10 protein-coding genes are annotated in these 15685 nt (G+C 45.4%); 6 read left to right on the top strand and 4 right to left on the bottom strand.

Annotated features, from left to right (window positions below; all coding sequences use genetic code 11):
* The first annotated feature begins 34 nt into the window (after window positions 1–34).
* Both BC351_RS40040 and BC351_RS40035 read left to right on the top strand, forming a co-directional pair.
* The gene (locus tag BC351_RS40040; RefSeq protein ID WP_079421259.1) at window positions 35–1480 is read left to right on the top strand and encodes a nicotinate phosphoribosyltransferase; all 1446 of its coding nucleotides are present in this window, start codon (window positions 35–37) and stop codon (window positions 1478–1480) included.
* Between the two features lie 86 nt (window positions 1481–1566).
* A complete protein-coding gene (locus BC351_RS40035) occupies window positions 1567–2406 on the top strand; it encodes an aldo/keto reductase (protein ID WP_079421258.1) in 840 nt (279 codons plus the stop codon).
* Between the two features lie 50 nt (window positions 2407–2456).
* Here BC351_RS40035 and BC351_RS40030 read toward each other — a convergent pair whose 3' ends face one another.
* Both BC351_RS40030 and BC351_RS40025 read right to left on the bottom strand, forming a co-directional pair.
* A complete protein-coding gene (locus tag BC351_RS40030; RefSeq protein ID WP_079421257.1) occupies window positions 2457–3251 on the bottom strand; it encodes a hypothetical protein in 795 nt (264 codons plus the stop codon).
* Between the two features lie 147 nt (window positions 3252–3398).
* Complete coding sequence (locus BC351_RS40025; RefSeq protein ID WP_144028689.1) at window positions 3399–3611, bottom strand: hypothetical protein; 213 nt, start codon at window positions 3609–3611, stop codon at window positions 3399–3401.
* A 500-nt stretch (window positions 3612–4111) separates the two neighbouring features.
* On the opposite strand from BC351_RS40025, the gene BC351_RS40020 reads away from it, so the two are divergent.
* The gene (locus tag BC351_RS40020; RefSeq protein ID WP_079421256.1) at window positions 4112–4699 is read left to right on the top strand and encodes a Uma2 family endonuclease; all 588 of its coding nucleotides are present in this window, start codon (window positions 4112–4114) and stop codon (window positions 4697–4699) included.
* A 79-nt stretch (window positions 4700–4778) separates the two neighbouring features.
* On the opposite strand, the gene BC351_RS40015 is transcribed toward BC351_RS40020, so the two are convergent.
* Together BC351_RS40015 and yhbH are read right to left on the bottom strand one after the other, a co-directional pair.
* Window positions 4779–6197 carry a SpoVR family protein gene (locus BC351_RS40015; RefSeq protein ID WP_425270969.1) on the bottom strand — a complete coding sequence of 473 codons (1419 nt, stop codon included), beginning with the start codon at window positions 6195–6197 and terminating at the stop codon, window positions 4779–4781.
* Window positions 6198–6208: 11 nt separating this feature from the next.
* Window positions 6209–7366 carry a sporulation protein YhbH gene (gene yhbH / locus BC351_RS40010; RefSeq protein ID WP_079421254.1) on the bottom strand — a complete coding sequence of 386 codons (1158 nt, stop codon included), beginning with the start codon at window positions 7364–7366 and terminating at the stop codon, window positions 6209–6211.
* 1027 nt (window positions 7367–8393) lie between these two features.
* Between yhbH and BC351_RS40005 the strand changes: the two genes are divergently transcribed.
* The 3 genes from BC351_RS40005 to BC351_RS39995 all read left to right on the top strand — a co-directional run bounded on the left by BC351_RS40005 (window position 8394) and on the right by BC351_RS39995 (window position 15667).
* Window positions 8394–8969 (top strand): Uma2 family endonuclease, encoded by a 576-nt coding sequence (locus BC351_RS40005; protein WP_079421253.1) that lies wholly within the window; start codon window positions 8394–8396, stop codon window positions 8967–8969.
* Window positions 8970–8998: 29 nt separating this feature from the next.
* Complete coding sequence (locus BC351_RS40000) at window positions 8999–10027, top strand: DUF7309 domain-containing protein (protein WP_079421252.1); 1029 nt, start codon at window positions 8999–9001, stop codon at window positions 10025–10027.
* Between the two features lie 345 nt (window positions 10028–10372).
* Window positions 10373–15667: an S-layer homology domain-containing protein gene (locus BC351_RS39995; protein WP_079421251.1), complete on the top strand. Its 5295-nt coding sequence runs from the start codon at window positions 10373–10375 to the stop codon at window positions 15665–15667.
* Window positions 15668–15685 lie beyond the last annotated feature (18 nt).

Below are 15685 nucleotides of genomic sequence, written 5' to 3'. Positions count from 1 at the left end.
TAGAATTGTCGTCAGTGGAAAGGATGAGCAACGGATGAGTGAGAACAACTTAACGCTGCATACGGATAAATACCAAATTAATATGATGTATGCCCACTTTCTCAAGGGGACAGATAAAGCGAAGGCCGTTTTCGAGGTGTATTTTCGAAAGCTTCCGTTCGAAGGGGGTTATGCGGTTTGTGCAGGTCTGGAGCGGGTGATCCAGTATATCCAGAACTTGCATTTCGGTGAGGAAGAGATCGCTTACTTGCGGATGCAGGAAGAAAATTACCGCGAGGATTTCTTGTCCGCGCTGCGTGATTTCAAGTTTCGCGGAGATTTGCAAGCTATACCGGAAGGCACGCTTGTCTTTCCTAATGTGCCGCTCGTTCGCGTTGTGGGGAGTATTTTTGAAGCGCAGCTCGTGGAAACAGCGATTCTCAATTTCGTGAACTACCAGACTTTAATTGCGACGAAAGCATCGCGAATTAAGCAGGTTGCGCCGAACGATATATTGCTGGAGTTCGGGACAAGACGCGCCCAAGAGGCTGATGCCGCGATCTGGGGCGCAAGAGCCTCCTATGTCGCTGGATTCCATGCGACATCGAATCTTCGTGCCGGGATGCTGTTCGGCATCCCGACCAAGGGCACCCATGCCCACGCGTGGGTGCAGGCGCATGACACGGAAGAGGAAGCCTTCCGTGCCTATGCCGACGCGCTGCCGGAGCAGGTGACGCTGCTTGTTGATACTTACGACACGCTGCGCAGCGGCGTGCCGAACGCGATCCGAACGGCGCGGCTGCTGCAGAGCCGCGGCAAGCGCATGAACGCGATTCGCCTCGACAGCGGCGATTTGGCGTACTTATCCCAGCAGGCTCGGCACATGCTGGATGAAGCGGGCTTTCCCGAGGTGAAGATTGTTGCATCCAATGATTTGGATGAGAACATCATCGAGGGGCTGAAAGCCCAGGATGCCAAGATCGATGTGTGGGGCGTCGGAACACAGCTGATTACCGCAGCCGATCAGCCTTCTCTCGGTGGGGTGTACAAGCTTGTGGCACGGGAGAAAGACGGTGTTATCGTGCCCGTCATCAAGATTTCAGGCAACCCGGAGAAGGTGACGAATCCGGGCTTCAAGGATGCTTATCGCATCATGAATAAAAAGACAGGCAAAGCGGAAGCGGATTATTTGGCTCTGCAGCAAGAAGAAGATGTGAAGAATGGCGAACGGATTAAGCTATTCGATCCGATTCACCCCTACATCTTCAAATTCATTGATAATTATGAGGCGATTCCCCTGCTTCAGAACATTTTTGCAGGCGGCGAGCTTGTCTATAAACTGCCGTCCTTGGATGAGATTCGCGCTTATCATGCTGAGCAGATGAAATCGTTCTGGCCCCAGTATCTCCGCAAGCTGAATCCCGAGGGCTACCGAGTGAATCTGAGCACAGCCCTGTGGAAGCTCAAAATGGATTTGATCCACGCGCATACGAGTATGTAAACAGAGCCAAAAGTGGTAAACTAATAGGAAGCGCACTCTTCCTAGAGCCGTCCTATTACTATACTCATATTGGAGGTAATCTGTTTATGACCACTCATGCAAATCAAGCATTCACGGAAGGTGTCATCCTCAATAATGGCGTACATATGCCGTGGCTGGGCCTCGGGGTTTACAAAACCAAAGAAGGTCAGGAAGTCATTCATTCTGTGAAAACAGCCCTTGAACTGGGGTATCGCAGCATTGATACAGCGGCAATTTATCGCAATGAAGAAGGTGTTGGACAAGGTCTACGAGAAAGCGGTGTGCCGCGTGACGACATTTTCGTAACGACGAAAGTGTGGAATGCAGACCAAGGTTATGAATCTACGCTGCAAGCGTTCGATGCCAGTCGGCAGCGGCTCGGTTTGGAAACGATCGATCTGTACTTGGTGCATTGGGCGGTTACCGCCACTTACCGGGAGACTTGGAAAGCCCTCGTTCATTTGCAAAAGGAAGGTTTCGTACGCGCGATCGGCGTCAGCAACTTCCAAATTCATCATCTCCAGCAAATTATTGAAGATACAGGGGTCATCCCTGCTGTGAATCAAGTGGAATACCATCCACAGTTAGCGCAAAAAGAGCTGCTCGCTTATACGCGTGAGCATGGCATTCAGCTGGAAGCTTGGAGTCCGCTGATGCAGGGCAAACTCGATGTGCCAGTACTGCAACAGCTGGCTGACAAATACGGCAAATCTCCGGCACAGATTGTGCTGCGGTGGGATATTCAGCATGGCGTCGTCACCATTCCGAAATCAGTTACGGAGCATCGCATTCGCGAGAACGCGGCTATTTTTGATTTTGAGTTAAGCGCTGAGGACGTAGCTCTTATTGATTCTCTTAATGAGAACAAGCGGATTGGCCCTGACCCTGATCACGTAACCTTCTAAGTGAACCATATGTCCGAATTGTACAGAACCTAGCCGCTGGCTAGGTTTTTTCATTTCAACAAAGCAATCATCTGGAACACTTCGCGATGGTCCCCTGGAAGCGTATAATCGGCGACTCTGAGCTGCGAAGAGCCGTCCCCATCCAGGAACAGTCCGTCGACCAACTGTCCGTTCCCCACCTGTTCCAGCACCGCTGTGCGGAATTGCTCACCGGTACAAGGTGTAGGTGAAACGATAAGATAGACGTTGTTGTTATGATCGTAGACAATGCCTGAACGCATTCGCTTCTCGTCGATGACCGGCATCTCCTCGGATACGGCTTGGGCAGCCCAGCCATCCGGATTTTGGAGTCCCATGCTGACCCCTCCCTGCGCCCAATAATGATTGCGATCCATCACCTTCAGATCTTCTGCATTTTCCACGACTTGAATCGTGAAGGTTTGAGCCTTCTCATCCCAGACGAGCGTCCCGCGTTTGCGGTCGATATTAAACCAGCCAGAGCCATAGTCCCCCTGTTGTCCTTTGACAGGATGATCATTGATGACAGCGATGCTCAGGAGATACCCTTCCCAGAAAAAACCGCCATTGATCCCGTTGATGTTGGTATCCATGACATTCGAGGTAATCGCTTTAAGTCCGATGTTCTCGGGCGGCGTGCGAATGCTATGGATCGTCACACCATTGCTGGCTTGGCTGATGCTGTACGAAGAGTATGGCGGATTCGGGGTTGTTTTCACCCAGAGATGGATGCCTATAATAAGGGTCCATATGAAACTAGCAATCATGATAAGGAGGCAGATCAATAAGTAAGCTGCGGGCTTTTTGGCAAGATGCGTTAAAGGCATGAGGGCAACTCCTAATCTCTTAAATCAGCTTATTTCTATTAGTCTATGAATTCTATTATAGAATATTCTATTTTAACCAAAAAAAACCTTCCGACAAGTGAAAGATCACTTAACGGAAGGGCATTATGCTTATGTAGGAATCATGTGTTAAAAAATCGGGATTCTAGCTTTATTTCCATCTTTCGCATATAAAATCGCTTCCGAACTAAACAAATCAACACGTTCAACGGAGTGAACCAAGTTCATCGTTGTGAATTTGTTATAACGAAGAGCGTTGATCAGAGAGGGAATTAATTTGTGGTCCGTTCCAATGAAATTAACGGAAATTGGCTTTTTGTTGAATAAAATATTCATTCTCACCTACAACTCATCTCCTTCAAGAAAATTAATTCATATGAATTAGATTTTAAGAATATCATCTCTTTGATTGGATGTCCGTCGATTGGCGTTGTCGGAATCACACTACTTTTGTCGTAGTCGGAATTGCCCCACTTCCAGCTATATGAAGAGGGCGACTCATGATATATTTATTAATATCTTTTGCTTTTATTGAATTAACTGGAAAATGATTTGAGGGGGAGTAGTTTCTTAAATGAAAAAAATGATTAGTAATGTAGTCCTATCATTTTTAACAGGATTGTTTGCTTATTACATACTAACTCGAACAATAACGCTAATTGCCGTACTAGTTTGTCTAGCAAGTGCAGGAATAGTTGCCTTAGGGTATCTCATTATGTATTTAGTAAAGAAGAATCGGAGAGTGAATTAGCATTTACAAAACTGTGAGAGATGTGAAACAACTGTTATTATTTTGGTAATACTGATCTTAAACATGTTACACTTGTTAAAGTCATATATGAATGATCAGAAGGAGGTTGAACATCGTGTCAAATCCGGACGAGAAGAAAATCCATACTTTTCAAGACTGGCAAACATGGGATGGAGCATGGGAGTTAATCAATGGCAAACCCTATAATATGTCGCCGGCTCCATCCTCACTACATCAATTTATTGTTGGGGAACTTCATTTTGCCTTGCGGGCATTTTTCCAGAATCAGAGCTGCTACGTGTTCGTGGCTCCATTTGATATATTTTTTAGCGAAAGCGAAAATTACGAGTCCCCAGATCATGTTACACAGCCTGACCTCTCGGTTGTTTGTTCCAAGGATCAGATCACCAAAAATGGCTGTCTAGGTGCTCCGACGTTAATTATTGAAGTGCTTTCCCCATCCACTGCACTTAAGGATTTTAATGAAAAATTCAATTTATATCAGAAGTATGGGGTTCAGGAATACTGGATCGTCGATCCAGGGAACCAAACGGTTCATGTGTATTCACTGCAGGATGGAAGCTATCAGATTCGTCAACTGTATACGGAACAAGAAACCATTCAATCCAACGTCTTCAAAGAATTGCATGTGCCAATGCCTCATTTGTTTGCATTATAATCAACTTAGTGGGCCGAAGTAAGATGCCAAAGAACCTCCAAGATCACGATGATTTCGTGAAATCGGAGGTTTTTTGAGCTTACAGAAAACGCCGATGATGCTTCTTCCCATCAAAGCTGAACAGCACCGGCTTATCCTCCACCATGGTATGCATATGAATGGTTTTGCCCCAAAGCTTGTAAATATAGGGCAAGGTTCTCTCCACATACTTGAGATCAAGCTCTACGCCTTCGAAAGCATGCTTCAAATACAGCTCGCCGCTTCGCTGGTAATCGCCATCCTCAACAACGATATAGGGAAAACCGCCGTTGACACGGGAGTAAATAAGTTGATCGCGCGTATTTTCCCACGTTTTATCCGTGATCTTCCATTCTGGGCCTTTCTTCTCGAACATATATAAATCAAGTTCTTCCACCAACGGTTTATTCAAATAATTGCGGATAAAAGAGGTGTCGGATTCGTACTCGCGGACTTCGAATATTTTGGCGCGGCCCTCTCCGGGCTTGCGGCCTTGGATCCGGATTTCATCCGGTGTCGGATTATCCCAGTGCTTCTCAATATCTTCGAAAATCTTAAGCCCAAGATAATATGGATTCAAGGTATGGCGAGAAGGTACAACAACGGATGAATTGAGCTTGGAGTACTCAATGGTTTCTTCTTCCGTCAGATCCAGCTCACGCAGGATACGTTGGTGCCAGTACGAAGCCCAGCCTTCGTTCATGATTTTCGTTTCCAGCTGCGGCCAGAAATAGAGCATTTCATCGCGGAGCATTGTCAATATATCCCGTTGCCAGTCTTCCATATAGGGCGCGTTTTCCTCAATGAAGAGCAAAATATCTTTCTCTGGCTGGGGCGGAAAACGCTTATTCTCTTCTTTGTCCTGCGGTTCGGAAGGTTTGTTTCTCCCATCAAGACCCCACAAATCTTCATACCCATAAGTGGCCTCAGAAGGGGCGTTGGGTGTGGATGCTTTATGTGTTTCTTGACGCTTGCGACTCTGCCCATACGATAACGTTAATACTGGATCGATATGTTCTTGAATCGCGAGTACGGCATCAATAAATTGTTCGACCTCATCAATACCATGCTCAATCTCATATTGACGAATGCGCTCCGCTGTAGCGGACATGCTTTCAACCATATTGCGATTCGTTTTGGAGAAGCGAACGTTATTTTTGAAAAAGTCGCAGTGCGCCAGAACGTGGGCGACAATGAGTTTATTTTGGATGAGCGAGTTGCCGTCTAGCAAGAAAGCGTAGCAAGGGTCTGAGTTGATGACCAGCTCATAAATTTTACTTAAACCAAGATCATACTGTGTTTTCATCCGGTGGAAATTTTTGCCGAAGCTCCAGTGGCTGTAGCGGGTTGGCATGCCATAAGCGCCAAATGTATAAATAATTTCCGCCGGACATATCTCATATCGCATCGGAAAATAATCCAAGCCAAACCCTTTGGCAATCTCCGTAATTTCATCAATGGCGTATTCGAGCTGCTGCATTTCGGTTTTACTCACTGAACAGCCACCCCTTCCTGCTTGGTAAAAAAGGTTTTTAGCGCTTTGTACACTTCGCCTTTCTCTCGGATGACATAATGCAGAAATTTGGGGTCATGGATATGGCGGAAAGCAGACATCAAGGTACTGCTCCGATTATATTGATTGACCTCCCCGTACCCGAACATATTGGAGCGCTCCATTAATTGCGTGATCAGCTTCACACAGCGTTCATTATCCGACGTCAAATTATCACCATCAGAGAAATGAAACGGATAAATATTGAATTGCGAAGGCGGATACCGCTTGTCGATAATATCAATGGCAGTCTGGTAAGCCGAAGAGCAGATGGTGCCGCCGCTTTCTCCTTTGGTGAAAAATTCTTCCTCCGTAACCTCCTTAGCTTCGGTATGGTGAGCGATGAACACAATCTCCACGTTCTGATACTTGGTACGAAGGAACCGTGTCATCCAGAAGAAGAAGCTGCGTGCTATATACTTTTCAAAAGAGCCCATGGAACCGGACGTATCCATCATCGCGATAATGAGCGCATTCGAGTGGGGTTTCTCGACTTCATCCCATGTCTTGAAGCGAAGGTCATCCGGGCTAATATGATGAATACCGGGCGAATTGGAGCGCGAGTTGCGACGCAGATTCTCAATGATCGTTCGCTTTTTATCGATGTTCGACATGATGCCTTTCTTGCGAATATCGTTGAAAATGACTTCAGTCGTCGTCATGTTGCGCTTCTCTTTTTTCTGCAAATTCGGCAGCTCCAGCTCGGAGAACAACATCGCCTGAAGCTCTTCCATGCTCACTTCCGCTTCATAGTAATCTTCGCCTGCTTGGTCTCCCGCGCCTTCACCCTTGCCCGGACCTTGCGCCGGCTGCGGATCTGTACCGAGCACATCGCCAACTTGTGAGTCGCCGTCTCCTTGGCCGACATGTTTACCTTTGTTGAAATTGTAACGGAAGCGATACTCATCCAGACTTTTGATGGGCACCTTTACAACTTGCTTGCCATTGGACATGACGATACTTTCGTCAGTTACGAGATCGGGTAGATTCTGCTTGATGGCTTCTTTCACTTTCTCTTGATGCCTTGTTTGATCTTGGTATCCTTTGCGGTGCAGCGACCAATCCTCTTTGGATACGACAAATAGGGGTTCTGTCATGTGGGCCCTCCTTGGGGTTGATCTTTGGAATGATATGGCAAGCTTGACGCTGAAACAGACCTTGATGGGAATAAAGCTTGTTACTAAATATATTCAAGTGTGCTGGTGATATGTGGTATAGGATGGGAATTTCTCGTTAGAATAAAAGGGGCGGGAGGCGGATTCGTCATTTTCAATGGAAAACATCCAATAGGAACCCTATTCGAGTCTTGAGTACCGGGGAGATACTGGAGTTTCTCCAATGGTATTCACGCCCGGCTGCCTAAATGGTTCCTTTCGGCTATATTCTATTGGACAAATTCCAGTAGCACGCCTCAACCATTAGCCAGACGGGGAGAAACATTGGATGAAGTCCAATGGAGAGAGACTAGAGAGACAACCAGTGAGAGCCGGCTGTTACAAGTATATAAAGATGTTATAATCAGGGCATGTCAACTGCGGAGCTTATAAAATCATTGTCCCCTAAGGATTTTGCTGAATGACTACTCGCTCGATCAATTGGTTCAAACATTCGATTTCATCACTCAGGTTGTTTTGGAAGTTGAAGATTACTTGAAGAATCCGGTAATTGGTAAGGATTATACGGAGCGGTTTGGTGAATACAAGGGGAATAACCCGTATTTTGGTTAGGGAATTCAGAGTTTATTCTGAGCAAGTAGATGACGTGATCGCCATTGCTGCTGTTTTGTTTCCAGGAGAAAAGTAACTAATTCATTTGCCATTCAAAAGTCTGCTTGATCTCCGCGGCAACATACATCGGAGATCAAGCAGACTTTTTAGTTGCTTTTGAAATCCCCATGAAACTAGACGTATCCATCTTTGGAATAATAAGCGCGCACGATGCGGCTTTACGATCTCATCCCACGGGTGATATTTGTAAAAGAGACATGGTTTGAACGATCACGCTTGGTTATAATGTGAGAGTAGATAAGATTTGAGACGGATGAAGCCCGTGTGTATGCAACTTCGAGTTTTCATCTCATTGTGTTAAAATAAGGAAAATAGTGTCGAGAGCGAGGAACTTTTCATGAAAGTGCCTGAACAGGATCATCGCTATAAATTTCAAGATCTGCTGGAGTGGGAAGGCAGATGGGAGTTAATTAATGGAGTACCATTTAATATGACATCTGCTCCCTCTACAACACATCAACGGATCTTAAGGAGTATGTTTCTTGAGCTTCACACATGCCTGCAAGGTTCATCATGTGAGGTTTTTATCGCTCCATTTGACGTGAGATTAAGTGAAACGGAAGAGTACGATAATCCCGATACGGTCTGTCAGCCAGATCTAACCGTAATCTGTAATCCAACTCAAATAGATGACAAAGGAGGCAAAGGCGCTCCCAAGCTCATCGTTGAAATATTATCTCCATCTACTGCGATTAAAGATAGAAACCAAAAATTTAAAACATATGAAAAGTTTGGAGTTCTGGAATACTGGATTGTTGACCCAGCTCATCAAACGGTTGAGGTGTACGGATTAGAACAAGGTTTATTTCAAAAGCGAGAGGTTTTCGGAAAAGAAGACAATTTGCGTTCATTTGCTTTTTCGGCGTGTGTCTTTGATTTGGGAAGTATATTGTATAACGGAGATATTAAGTAGATTTTTTATGTATGGGAGCCGGATAAATAATGAATCAGTTGAATGCGACGTCAGAGCAGTGGAAAAGTCTTTATGAGGCAGCAGCAGCGTTTAAACAAGCCGAGTGTTGGCGTTATGCAACAAACAGTCATGTTTTTGGTGTTGAGAACCCGTTCAACAAAGAGATAGGATATTGCTGCATTCTAGGCAATGGAGGCGAGATGTATGGCCTGGCTGTTTATTTAGGGACAGAAAGTCTGGAGACTTTGTTAAGCATGCTGAATAGGACACAGGAGACAGATCCGATGTTCTCCCAGCATTGCTTGATGCTGTCATTCGAATCTAGGACGGAGTTGTATCCCGCCGAGTTAAAACAAATAAAAGAGCTTGGTCTGAAGTTCCGGGGAGCAAATGCTTGGCCGACGTTCAGATTATATGAGCCTGGCTTTGTTCCGTGGCCAATGCAGAATGAGGAAGAGGTGCAGTTTCTAAGTTTGGCGCTGGAACAAACGATTGAAGTAGTCGAAGCATTCAAGAATAACCTGGATGCTATTTTTATAAGAGAAGACAATGTTTTCCTCACAAGGGTTTCGGAGGGAGATAGGCAGAATTTGGTTTGGACAGATCAATGGTTAAAACCAAAGATTTTGGAAAAAGCAACTGAATATCAGGCAAATCCTATAGATGAGATCCGTCTAGCCAAAGCAAAAAAAATGCTTAAAGGGTTTGTTGGGATCTGGGAAGTAGATTGTTTTTTTGCGTACATACCGATTGACGAAGGGCAGAGGCCCTACTATCCGATGATGGGCTTGATTGTTGATCAAGAATCTGAACAAATCCTGCAATTCGGTTTAACCGAAAAATCGGGAATCCAGGGTAAGATGGCGGGACTTTTCCTAGAGATAATCGAAAAAGCTCAAGTCGTGCCAAAAGAAATATGGGTTTGTAGGGAAGAGATTTATCATTACTTAAAGCAAATTCTTATCTCATTTGAAATTCAAGTGTGCTTGAAAAGTGAACTTGCGGCTATAGAGGATGCGAGAGTAGAAATGATGGATTACCTAATTGACAGAATATGATAACAGCAGCATAGGAATGACAACTAAAAAGCCCGCTTGATTTCCCACAGCCACGCAGTGGAGATCAGGCAGGGCTTTTTAGTTATTCTGGCAGCGTCCACGAATCAGAAGTCCTCCATATAGGGAAATAGGAGCACCTAAAAATTTGACAACTAAGTATGGGAAAACTTCTATGTCCATTGGTTGAAACATGATATAAAAAAGAGAGCTAATTGTCGAAAGAACGTTGGTTTTCTTTGTCCAGAGAGGGGATGAAAATGAAGCGTCGCATTGTCTGATTAAATTTGTAAGCGTTTTCCAAAGAGGTGGATTCAATTTTATGATGGATCAAAAGGGGTGTTTAGAATGAGGTTACAATTAATTAGCAAAAACATAAGTATTCTTCTCTGTATGACACTGCTGATCATGTTTTTACTACCTGTACCGTTGGTTTCAGCTGCTACGTTAAATACGGCAAATGAATGGTCTGAGGATTTCGAAAATTTTACGACGGCAGCAACATTTGGAACAAGTGGAAATGGGGACACTCAATTCGGCTGGAAATCAAATGCGGGTACGAATCCTTGGGGTATTGTTCAAGATGGGGCTTCCAAAGCATTAAGGGTAACGAATTCAAGCACAGCATCCACAACCGTATTTATTGGGGGAACAGGAAGCTACGTGTTTGATGCAACCGATGTGCTTGTATCTGCTGATGTCAAAGTAGTGACAACAGGATCAATCGCCAGCCCTTCGGGTCAAGTAGGTATTGATGCGAGACAGGCCAGTAACAGCGATTACTACAGTTTGGTTATTAAAAGCGGGAGCTTGCAGCTGATTAAAAGAACCAGCAGTACTACTGCAATTATCGCGCAGCAGCCCATTCCCAATTTTACGGCTAATAAATACTATACCTTAACACTGCTTGTCAAAGGTTCTCGCTTGATCGGTTCCATAACAGGAGGACCAACTCTCACAGTTACGGATACTAGCATTACTACTGCTTCGACTAAGGTTGGCGTTAACGCTACTTCGTCCATCGAAGCATATATAGATAACTTTCATGCTATGAAAGTGTTTCCTAATGCGCCTACTGGCTTAACTGCGGTAGCTGCTGTAGACAATCAGATAAATCTGACTTGGTCTGGAGCGGTTGGAGCGGAACGATATACGGTGAAGCGCAGCACAACGAGCGGTGGTCCGTATACGACAATTGCAACCGTCACTGATGGGGTTTATACAGATAATAGCGTGGTCAATGGCACCCAATACTATTATGTTGTTAGTTCTGTTGCCAAAGCTAACAATGAGGATTACATCGACGGGTTGATTTCTACCGAACTTCCCGTCAAAGCTCTGGCCTCTTCACAAGCTCCACCTGCTGCGCCAACACAATTCCACGGGACGCCTGGTGACGGGCAAGCTTCCTTATCTTGGAATGCCGTAGGCCAAATAACAGGCTATCATATCAAACGCAGTTTAGTAAGCGGTGGTCCATATGGCGCCGAAACGGTTGTTGGCACGGTTTATCCCACTTTAACCAGTTTTATGGATACAGGACTAAGTGCAAGCAGCACCTATTATTATGTGGTTTCAGCTTTTAATTCTAAAGGAGAGAGCCCGAACTCATCAGAGGTTTCTTTATATATAGCACCTGCTTTAGGCGCACCGGAAAACTTAACGGCAATCCCAGGCTATAATTCTGCGAAGCTGCAGTGGCAGCCTGTCGTCGGCGCAGTCAGCTATGTGGTGAAAAGAGCGAGCACCTCTAATGGTGCTTACAGTATTGTTGCATCTAATGTTACGGACACCACGTACACAGATACGAATCTTCAGAACGGGACGACTTATTTCTATGTCGTTCAGGACGTGAATGCAAGCAGCATTCATAGTGCGAACTCCAATGAGGCGGCGGCTACCCCGCAAATGAAATATGAGCTTGGCGATACACAAATTACAGCCAGCAGCTATGATGGCACACGGGATCAAGATCCGGCTTCTGGAAATAAGCAAGTCAACGTGAAGGATGATTTAACGACTCGGTGGGGAGCTGATGGGAAAGGCCAGTGGATTCAATTCGACCTCGGTAAGATTTCATCCATTGGGTCTATAGGTATCGCCTTCTATAAAGGGGATGAAAGATCATATTTCTTTCAAGTTCAAGCCTCGAGCGATGCAGTAACGTGGCATACCCTATTTAACGGAAATAGCAGCGGAGCTTCAGTGGAGATGGAGAATTATGATCTGCCTGATACGGATGCGCGTTATGTCAGAATTATTGGCAACGGGAATTCCGCTACAGACTATAACGGTTATACAGTAGTGCATCTATATTCCCCGAATCCGAACGGTCTGGTCAATGCGCCATATTCGCAAGGAACGCCTGCGACGCCAAGATCAGCGGCACGCCCATCGAAAGCGGGCTTGTATAATCCGGATGGCACCGTACATGTAATGCCTGAACCGAATAAAGTAGTGGGAAGAACCTTGAATGTCAAGGACGCTGCCTATGGCGCAAAGGGAGATGGCGTGAGTGATGACAGAGCAGCGATCCAAAAAGCAGTTGATAATGCCCAGCCTGGTGATGAGGTGTATTTGCCAAATGGCGTTTATAAATTGCTCTCTGCTCATCCTACGGATGCAAATTCCCATATCCGGCTAAAGACTGGGGTGAATGTCAGAGGAGAAAGCCGTGAAGGTGCTGTTCTGCTTTCAGATATGGATAACGGGTTTGGCCCGCCTAATGACACAGGTCATGTTACAAGTACCGGTATTACGGCAGGAAGCGGCAGGGTACTGCTGATCTTCAGCCTCAATAATATTGTCATCTCTAATTTAACGATAACTTCTACTTGGAACAATACGTATTCGACAGACCCAGGTATTTTAAGTGCAACGAGTGGCGGTCCTAAGACTGGCATTTATATCGATCAAGCGAATGCAGCTTCTCCCGGGCCCAATAATATTGTGATCGATCATGTGATTTTTGAGAAATTTCAACAAATGGGTATACGGCTCAGCAAAGCTAGCGATGTTACGGTGAGAAATTCCATCTTCCGCAAGGCTACGGATATAGGTCCAAGCGGATCGGGCTATGGCATTTCCATCCAAGGAAAGCCGAAGGACGATCATTACGGCATGAATGATGATTCGCTGAACGCCTTGGTGGAAAACAACTTCTTTGATGGAACAGTTGCTTTGCGGCATGGGGTCATTATTGAGTACTATTCGCATAATAACGTTGTGAGAAACAATCAATTCTCCAGCACGACACTCGACTCTATCGACCTTCATGGAGAAAATGAGTACCTGAATGAAGTGTACGGAAACACGATTGACGGGGTGCGCAGAGGAGCCGGTGTTGGCTTGGGCAATACAGGCGGCGGATTTCCGAGCAATCATAGTGAATCAGGTCCGTACAACTATATCCACGATAATACGATTAGAAATTCAGCTGAAGGCATTTCCTTAACGATGAATTCGCCGGATACCATTATTGAGAATAACACGATTGAGCTTGATGATACCTTAATTCGTACAAGCTACAATCAAGATATCAACGGTATTAGCATTTTGAATGCACCTAGAAGCATTGTCAGAGGAAATATTATACGAAACTTTGCCAAAACAGATCATCCGATTGCAGCTGACTATGATATCGGTGATACGAATGCCAATTTCGTCGGAGCTGGAGATCCGAGAGATATTCAACTGATTGGCAATACGATTGTTGGTAATGCCAATGGTATTAAGATTGTCAAAGGGTCTGGCATCGTCATGCAAGATAACCATTTGAATAACACGCTTTATAACGTGGATAACTCTTCAGGAAATGTCGTCTATGACTCGCTGATTCATGCCTCTGAAGATGCATGGGTGGAGGCAGCGAATCCACAGCAGAATTATGGCACAGGTTCTTCTGACAAAGTAAGGAATCTTACAGTGAAAAGCAATGGTAGTGTCAACGGCATCGCTTATTTCAAGTACGATTTGAGCGGTGTGAAGGGGAAAGTGAATGCCGCGCTGCAGTTAAGCGGCAAGCTAACAGACAGCAATCCAGGTGATGAAACAGTCACCCTAAGCGTGTATGGATTGAACGATAACAGTTGGAGTGAAAATACGATAAATTGGAGCAATTCACCTAATCATAGCCTGGGCAGCGCGGATGTCGTAGGCGAAGGTCAGAGTGCTTTTTATCTTGGCAGCTTAACAATGAAAGGCTATAAAGTAGATTCTTATGATATAGCTACCAAGGAATTATCTGATTTTGTCCTGACCAAGCAAGGTGGTCTGGCGACATTTATGGTCGTAGACTCGAAGAAACAAGGAGTAAACCTAGAAATTTACGCAAAGGAAAAAGAATTTGAATCGCTCAGACCAGCGTTGAAATTAGCTTCTTCTGTGTCAATGAACCCAGATTCAAGGGACACTCCAGCTGCTATGCCTAGTACTAAAACGGATCAAGTCCGTACAATCCAATCAGAAGTTAAGATTGTTGACGGGAAGCAGGTAGCATTAGCTCAAGTGAACGATCTAATTATTGATGCTGCGCTGAAAAACAGCAGCAGCGGCAAGCTTATTCTAACAGTGGATACTAGTGTGAACGTAGATCAAACTAGGGTGACCTTAACGAACAACGCGCTGCAAAAAGTCGCAGCGGAGGCAGCGATCAAATCCATAAGAGTGCAAACCAAGATAGGGAGCTATGAGCTGCCGGCCAAGCAGATCCATGTTCAAGATTTGGCAGCCAAGCTTGGGGGATCGAAGGACCAAATCACTGTAGAAGTGACCATTGGCAGAAATGCGGCTGCAGCTGAGAAGGCGAGTGCTTCCGGTCAAGAGGTGCTTGGAGCAGTCGAGTTTACCGTTAAGGTCATGTCTACGGACGGAAAGATGGTAGAGATTTCTAGCTTCTCGCAATATGTGCCGCGTTCCATGAACACGGAGGCGGTTTTAGCCGGACGACCTATTGCAGCGGTTCGCGTGGAGACGGATAGCAAAGGGAATGTCATATACCAACCGGTTCCGTTCACTGTTTCTGGAACAGAAGCTACGATCTACAGCAGAACGAACAGTACGTACTTGCTGCTGCTAAACAATGTCACCTTTGCTGATGCGAATCATCATTGGGCCAAAGATGACATTGAACGCGTGGCGAGCAAAATGATTGTGCAAGGCGTAGCCAAGGAAAAATTTTTACCGGACCAAGCAGTAACCCGTGCGGAATTCGCTGCATTGATCGCTCGGGCAATCGGACTGAATGCTGTCGCTTCGCCGAAAAACCGATTTGCCGATGTTCGATCTGGCGACTGGTTTGAGGGCCAAGTGTACGCTGCGGCGGAAGCAGGCATCATAACTGGTTATGAAGATCAGACATTCCATCCGAATCAGTTTATATCTCGCCAAGAGATGGCAGTAATGATCTATCGTGCAATGAACTTTGCCGGATACACCAGCAGCAGCCATGCAGGCGAGAAAATAACGTTTGCAGATGAGCATTTGTTTGGGAATTGGGCTAAGGAATCCATTTATATAATCGCTAACAACCAAATTGTAGAAGGTGTTGCTTCTGGGAAATTCGATCCGGCGGCTATGGCGACTAGGGCTCAAAGCTCAGTCATTTTAAGTAGAATGCTGTCCAAGCTACAGTTCACCAATTAATAAACACAAAAGTCATCC

The sequence above is a fragment of the Paenibacillus ferrarius genome (genome assembly GCF_002027705.1).
Taxonomy (GTDB): Bacteria; Bacillota; Bacilli; order Paenibacillales; family NBRC-103111; genus Paenibacillus_E; species Paenibacillus_E ferrarius.
This window is presented reverse-complemented; position numbering and strand designations above follow the sequence as displayed.